Raw genomic sequence first — 4,875 nt, forward strand, 5'->3', positions numbered from 1 at the left:
GCCCCGTGTCGCCCGGCCCGGCTCCGATCACCGGCCTCCCGCCCCCGATCACCGGCCGTCGCGGGTGCCGGCCCCACCCCGGCCCGCGCCGTCGTTGTCCGGGGCTCAGCCCGCCGCCGACGAAGCGGCGCCCAACGGGCGTTGCCAGACTTCCGCGACGGCGAGGTAGGCCGTCGACGTGGGCCGCGCCGCGGTGCCTCCGACACGCGGCCGGCCGGCAAGTGCGCGTCCGCCGACGTGGACAGAGCCGTGCCCGCACGGACCGAGCACGAGACTGAGGCTGTGCTCGACCCCGCCGCCGAGAGGGAACGCGTCGGTGGCGAACGCACGCCTGTCGAGGACGTCGCCCATGGTGATGCGCACGTCGGCCGCGTCGGCCCGCAGGCCGTGCGCCGTGTCCATCCTCACCCGCACCGGCACCCGGTGCACGACCGGCTCGGGCCACACCAGGCCCTCCGCCTCCGGGAAGTGGCGCACGAAGTCCCGCTCCAGCCAACGCGCCAGACGCGGATCGGAGCCGTAGAGGTGTACCTGGTCCCGGTGCCACAGGACGATGACGTTCCCGGCGCCGTAGGGGGACCAGTCGACCTGCCAGACCGCGGCGTACGCCGTGAGCCGGTCCCCGTCGTAGAGCACCAGGCCGGGATTGGCGCCGACGACGACCGGCTCACGGGCGGCCGGGGAGTTCGCCGGGCGGGCCGGGGCCGCGGCGGCATGACCTGAGAGGCCGGCTCCGCCGACGACGGCAAGGGCGCCGGCGGCGGTGCCGCTCAGGAGGAAACGGCGACGATCGACGGGCATGAGGTGCGCTCCTTCGCCTGGTACGCGGGATGCGATGACGACAACGACCCAACAGGAGCCGCCGTCTTCGGCCCACAGATTCGAGCGGGCTCGAATCCGACCGGTCCCCCGGCCGCGTGGCACACTGGGCGCGCCGGGACGGGGGCGCGGGGGAGGCGGACGGCGTGACGGTACGGATCCCGGTGTCGGCGGACACCCTCGGGCGTTCACGGTTCGCGATCTGTGCCGCGACGGAGACGGTCGGCGGCATCCGCCGAAGGGCCCTGCGGCGGCAGCCCGCGCACCTCCGGCGCCGCCTCGACCGCGCCGCGACCGGCGCGGAGCCCCGTTCTCTCGAACTGCTCCACGGCCTGATCCCGCACGACCACCCCTACACGCCCGACTTCCTCACCCCGTCTCCGGGCAGCGCCCTGGTCTCCGTGGAGCGGGCCGCGGACGTCGTGCGCCGGACCCCGCCGGACGAGGTCGAACACCACCTCGACATCGCCTTCCGCGGGCGCGCGATACGTCCGGAGGTCGCCGCCGCCTTCCCGAGCGCCGCGGCGTACGAGCGGTGGCGCCGCCCGATGCCGCCCTCGGTCGCCGACGCGCTGCGGGCCGGCCCGGCCGCACTGGCTTCGCGCGCGGCGGACGCCCTCGTCGACTACTTCACCGCGGCGCTCGCACCGGAGTGGGACGCGGTCCGTGCCGTCCTCCAGGACGACGTCAGCCACCGCGCCGAGAAGATGGCCGGCCTCGGCGCGGGAGCCATGATCGACGACCTGGGGGACGGGGTGCGCTGGCGGGACGGCGAGATCCGCATAGCCCGCCCGTACGACGTGGTCGTCGACTGGGCCACCGACGGTTTCGTCCTGGTGCCCTCCACCGCCGTGGACGCACAAGTCCTGTTCAGCGCCGAGCATCCGCGGCCGCCCGTCCTGACCTACCCCGCGCGCGGGGTCTCCCGGCTGTGGGGTTCCTCCCCGGAACAGGGCGACGACGCGCTACGTGAACTGATCGGCGAGACACGGGCGATGCTGCTCGCCGGCCTCGACGAACCACGCTCGACCTCGGAGTTGAGCCGGGACATGGCTCTGGCGCCGGCGACGGTCTCGTACCACCTGGGCATCCTGCGCCGGGCCCGGCTGGTCCGCAGCCGCCGGCGACGCCGTGTGGTCCTCTACCAGCGGTGCCCGCTCGGCACCCGGCTGCTGGGCCGGGACCCGGGGGACCTGGGCGACCTGGGCGAGGACTGACGGACAGGGCGGCCCGGCCGAGAACCGACCGACCGCGCCGTCCGAACCGGGCCTACGGGCCGTAGACGGCCGTCACCGGCGCGTGGTCCGACCAGCGTTCGCCGTGCGTCGCCGCCCGCTCCACCCACGCCTTCACCGCGCGCCGGGCCAGACCGGCCGTCGCCACCTGATAGTCGATGCGCCAGCCCGAGTCGTTGTCGAAGGCCCGCCCGCGGTAGGACCACCAGGTGTACGGGCCTTCCCGGTCCGGGTGGAGGCCGCGGACCACGTCCACGTACTCCGCCTCGGAGAAGACCCGGCCGAGCCACTCCCGCTCCTCGGGGAGGAAGCCGGAGTTCTTCCGGTTGGCCCTCCAGTTCTTGAGGTCGGCCTCCTGGTGGGCGATGTTCCAGTCGCCCGAGACCACGACCTCGCGGCCGTCCGCCGCCGACCGGGCCCGCAGTTCCTTCAGGTACGGCAGGAACTCGCTCATGAAGCGCATCTTCTCGTCCTGGCGCTCCGTGCCGACCTCGCCGGACGGCAGATACAGGCTCGCCACCGTGACACCGGGCAGGTCGGCCTCGACGTACCGCCCGCTGCCGTCGAACTCGCTCGAGCCGAACCCGATGCGCACCGCGTCCGGTTCACGCCGCGTGTAGAGCGAGACGCCGGCACGGCCCTTCGCGGCCGCCGGGGCGTGCGCCGTGAACCAGCCCTCGGGGTCACGGACCTCCGGGGGCAGCTGATCGGCCTCGGCGCGCACCTCCTGGAGGCAGATCACGTCGGCGGCGGTGGTGGCCAGCCACTCGACGAAGCCCTTTTTCGCGGCGGCACGGAGACCGTTCACATTCACGGAGGTCACGGTGAGCATCCCGGCACCATACCGGCCGACGCCATTCGCATACACGTACGCTTCTGGGCATGCATGTCAGAACCGTGAGCTTCGACCACCCGGACGCCGTGAAGCTCAATGACCAGGTCCAGCTGGAATACGTGGAGCGATACGGGGACGGCGAGGGCGACGCGACGCCGCTCGACGCCTCGATGTTCGTCCCGCCGAGTGGCCTGTATCTCATCGCCTACGACGACCAGGACCGCCCGCTGGCGACCGGCGGCTGGCGCACCCAGGACGAGAACCCGGAGGGGTACTCGGACGGCGACGCCGAGCTGAAGCGCATGTACGTGATCCCAGAGGCACGCGGCCTGGGCCTGGCCCGCCGCATCCTTGCCGCCCTGGAGGAGGACGCCCGCGCGGCCGGCCGGACCCGCATGGTGCTGGAGACCGGGGACATGCAGCCGGAGGCGATCGCGCTGTACACCTCCAGCGGCTACGTGCCGTGCGCGAAATTCGGCCACTACCGGGAGTACGAGAGCAGCCTCTGCATGGCGAAGTTCTTGACGCGCCCCTGACATAAGTTCGCGATTCGTGGCACTCTGCCTCACGCACGTCGATCCGCACCGTCCTGTCCCCCACCCCGCCCGAGGCATCCCGCGGGCGGGCACGGCAGAAGGAGACATGCGTGAGACGCCACCGCTTTGCCGCCTCGGTCCTGACCGCCGTCGGCGCCCTGCTCGCCGGGGCGCTGTCCGCCACCTCCGCCGGCGCCGCCCCGCCCCCCGCCCCCACTCCCGCGTCCTTCGCCCCCGAGCAGGCGGCCAAGGGCTTCTGGACCGCCGAGCGGATGCGGAGCGCCACCCCGCTCGACGTGATCCGCGTCACGCCGGGTTCCTTCCGGGCACCCGCCTCACCGGCCGGCGAGGAGACGGTCGTGGGGCCCACGGCCTTCCCGCAGGCCGGCGGCCCGTGGACGGGCGGCGGCTCGGTGGTGAAGACCTCCGGCCGCGTGTTCTTCACCTTCCAGGGCCGCACCGCCTCCTGCTCCGGCAACTCGGTCACCAGCACCAACGGCAGCACCGTCATGACGGCCGGTCACTGCGTGAAGTACCAGGGCTCCTGGCACACCAACTGGGTCTTCGTCCCCGGCTACGACAACGGCCAGGCCCCGTACGGCCAGTGGAGCGCCACCAAGACACTCGCCACGGACCAGTGGGCGGCGAGCGAGGACATCAACTACGACGTCGGCGCCGCCGTCGTCGCCCCGCTGAACGGAAAGACACTCAGCCAGACCGTCGGCGCCCAGGGCCTGAAGTTCAACGGCGGCTACAACAAGGCGATGTACGCCTTCGGCTTCCCCGCCGCCTCCCCCTACGACGGCTCCAAGCTCATCCACTGCAGCGGCAACAGCTCGAAGGACTTCCTCTTCTCCCAGGACCACAGCCTCGGCTGCAACATGACGGGCGGCTCCAGCGGCGGCCCCTGGTTCGAGTCCTTCAACGAATCCACCGGGACGGGTCTGCAGGTCTCCGTGAACAGCTTCGGCTACACGTTCCTGCCGAACCGCATGTTCGGCCCGTACTTCGGGGCGGAGGCGAAGGCCGTCTACGACAAGGCGCAGGTGTCGTGACGGAGTGCCTCATGGTGTGAGGCACTCCCCGGACCGCCACGGGTCGGGGCGGCCCTGCCGGAAGATCCGCCAGGGCCCTGCCGAACGGAGCGTCCCGCAAGGTGGTCGCCGTCGGCCTGCCGCGACAGACACGGCTCCGTACGGCCCGCGCCCGCCGGCTCGTGGACGCGTCAGGGACGACCGGGTCTCGGCCCGGTTGCCGCACTCGGCTGCCGCATGAATGGCGAGAGCCCCAGTCGGACTAATCCGACTGGGGCTCTCAGCTGCGGTGGACCTGTGGGGATTTGAACCCCAGACCCCCTCGATGCGAACGAGGTGCGCTACCAGACTGCGCCACAGGCCCTTGCAACGAGTGAAACTCTAGCATCCCGATCGGGGTGCTTGGAAATCCGTTC

At 72.3% G+C, this 4,875-nt stretch carries 5 protein-coding genes and 1 tRNA gene; 3 read left to right on the plus strand and 3 right to left on the minus strand.

Annotation, left to right across the window (positions count from 1 at the left end; translation table 11 throughout):
• Window positions 1-105 precede the first annotated feature (105 nt).
• Window positions 106-801, minus strand: a complete 696-nt coding sequence (locus ACWGH4_RS31255) for a hypothetical protein (protein WP_453466817.1) — start codon at window positions 799-801, stop codon at window positions 106-108.
• A 164-nt stretch (window positions 802-965) separates the two neighbouring features.
• Here ACWGH4_RS31255 and ACWGH4_RS31260 point away from each other — a divergent pair, with 164 nt between their 5' ends.
• Window positions 966-2,036, plus strand: a complete 1,071-nt coding sequence (locus tag ACWGH4_RS31260; RefSeq protein ID WP_453466819.1) for a winged helix-turn-helix domain-containing protein — start codon at window positions 966-968, stop codon at window positions 2,034-2,036.
• Between the two features lie 52 nt (window positions 2,037-2,088).
• Here ACWGH4_RS31260 and ACWGH4_RS31265 read toward each other — a convergent pair whose 3' ends face one another.
• Window positions 2,089-2,886 (minus strand): exodeoxyribonuclease III, encoded by a 798-nt coding sequence (locus tag ACWGH4_RS31265; RefSeq protein WP_453466821.1) that lies wholly within the window; start codon window positions 2,884-2,886, stop codon window positions 2,089-2,091.
• A gap of 50 nt (window positions 2,887-2,936) precedes the next feature.
• On the opposite strand from ACWGH4_RS31265, the gene ACWGH4_RS31270 reads away from it, so the two are divergent.
• Window positions 2,937-3,425: a GNAT family N-acetyltransferase gene (locus tag ACWGH4_RS31270; protein ID WP_005316460.1), complete on the plus strand. Its 489-nt coding sequence runs from the start codon at window positions 2,937-2,939 to the stop codon at window positions 3,423-3,425.
• Window positions 3,426-3,535: 110 nt separating this feature from the next.
• Window positions 3,536-4,480, plus strand: coding sequence for a trypsin-like serine peptidase (locus ACWGH4_RS31275; RefSeq protein ID WP_453466823.1), 945 nt, complete (start codon window positions 3,536-3,538; stop codon window positions 4,478-4,480).
• Between the two features lie 269 nt (window positions 4,481-4,749).
• Here ACWGH4_RS31275 and ACWGH4_RS31280 read toward each other — a convergent pair.
• Window positions 4,750-4,823, minus strand: a tRNA-Ala gene (locus ACWGH4_RS31280).
• Between the last annotated feature and the right edge of the window lie 52 nt (window positions 4,824-4,875).

It is taken from the genome of Streptomyces sp. NPDC054847 (genome assembly GCF_053610925.1).